This window comes from Blastococcus xanthinilyticus, from assembly GCF_008124835.1.
In the GTDB taxonomy this organism is placed as follows: domain Bacteria; phylum Actinomycetota; class Actinomycetes; order Mycobacteriales; family Geodermatophilaceae; genus Blastococcus; species Blastococcus xanthinilyticus.
Genome location: NZ_VNHW01000038.1, coordinates 1 through 1,086, shown reverse-complemented (window position 1 = coordinate 1,086; position 1,086 = coordinate 1). Strand labels below are relative to the sequence as shown.

1 protein-coding gene is annotated in these 1,086 nt (G+C 69.6%); it reads right to left on the bottom strand.

Annotated elements, in window-relative coordinates; genetic code table 11:
• Window positions 1-17: 17 nt before the first annotated feature.
• Window positions 18-983 carry an IS481 family transposase gene (locus tag BD833_RS22615; RefSeq protein ID WP_166535417.1) on the bottom strand — a complete coding sequence of 322 codons (966 nt, stop codon included), beginning with the start codon at window positions 981-983 and terminating at the stop codon, window positions 18-20.
• Window positions 984-1,086: the final 103 nt, after the last annotated feature.

Genomic DNA, 1,086 nt, shown 5'->3' with positions numbered 1-1,086 from the left:
CTAGGTGTACCCGGCCATCAGGTTGGTGCCAGGCGGCTGACCGGCGGGAGTCCGCCGAGTGCGCTGTGGCGGCGTTGAGTGTTGTAGTGCTCGATCCAGGGAGCAAGGGCGGCGGTGCGCTCGGCGTTGCTGGTGAAGGGCTGCCGGTAGGCCCACTCGGTGGCCAGGGTGCGGTTGAGGCGTTCGACCTTGCCGTTCTGCCACGGGCAGTGCGGGCGGATGAACTTCTGTCGGGCGCCCAGTTCGGTGATGACCGCGCTCAGAGACCACCGGTAGGCCCAGGCGTTGTCGGTCATGACCCGCTCGATCCGGTCGATGCCGTGGTCGGCGAAGTAGGCCGCAGCCCGGGCGAGGAAGGCTGCGCAGGTGGCGCCCTTCTCGTCGGGCAGGATCTCGGAGTAGGCCAGCCGTGAGTAGTCATCGACGAGTGAGTGCACGTAGTCATAGCCCAGCGGGGTTTTTCGGTCTTTGGTGGTTTCCCGGGCCGCGCGTCCCAGTGCCCGCCAGCCACCGCCGTCGGGGATGCGGCCGAGCTTCTTGACGTCCATGTGCACCAACTCGCCGGGGCGGGATCGCTCGTAGCGGACCGCGGTGGCCTTGGAAGCCCGGATCAGCTGCCCGGTCATCGGGTCCAGGGCAGCCAGTCGCGGCTGCCCGCGGCGGACCAGAACCCGGGAGACCGTGCGGGCCGGCACGCCCAGCTCGGCGCCGATCCACGCCGGTCCTCGGCGCTCACGACGGCGGAGCTCCACGATCCGCTCCTCCACCTCCGCAGGCGTCCGCCGCGGGCTGGTGTGCGGACGACTGGACCGGTCCACCAGTCCCGCCTCGCCCTCGTCCTCGAACCGGGTGATCCAGGTCCGCACGCACTTGCGCGAGATCCCCATCGCCGCAGCGATGTGCGCCTGCCGCCAGCCGGAGGCATGCCGGGCGACGATCAGCTTGCGACCGTGGACGGTCAGGCGGGCATTACCGTGGGACACGAGAACCTCCGGGCGGATGTGGGCCTTAGACAAGCCACACCCCACTCGGAGGTTCTCCTGCGTTCAAGCCCGACCGCCGTCACCAACGTCATGGCCGGGTACA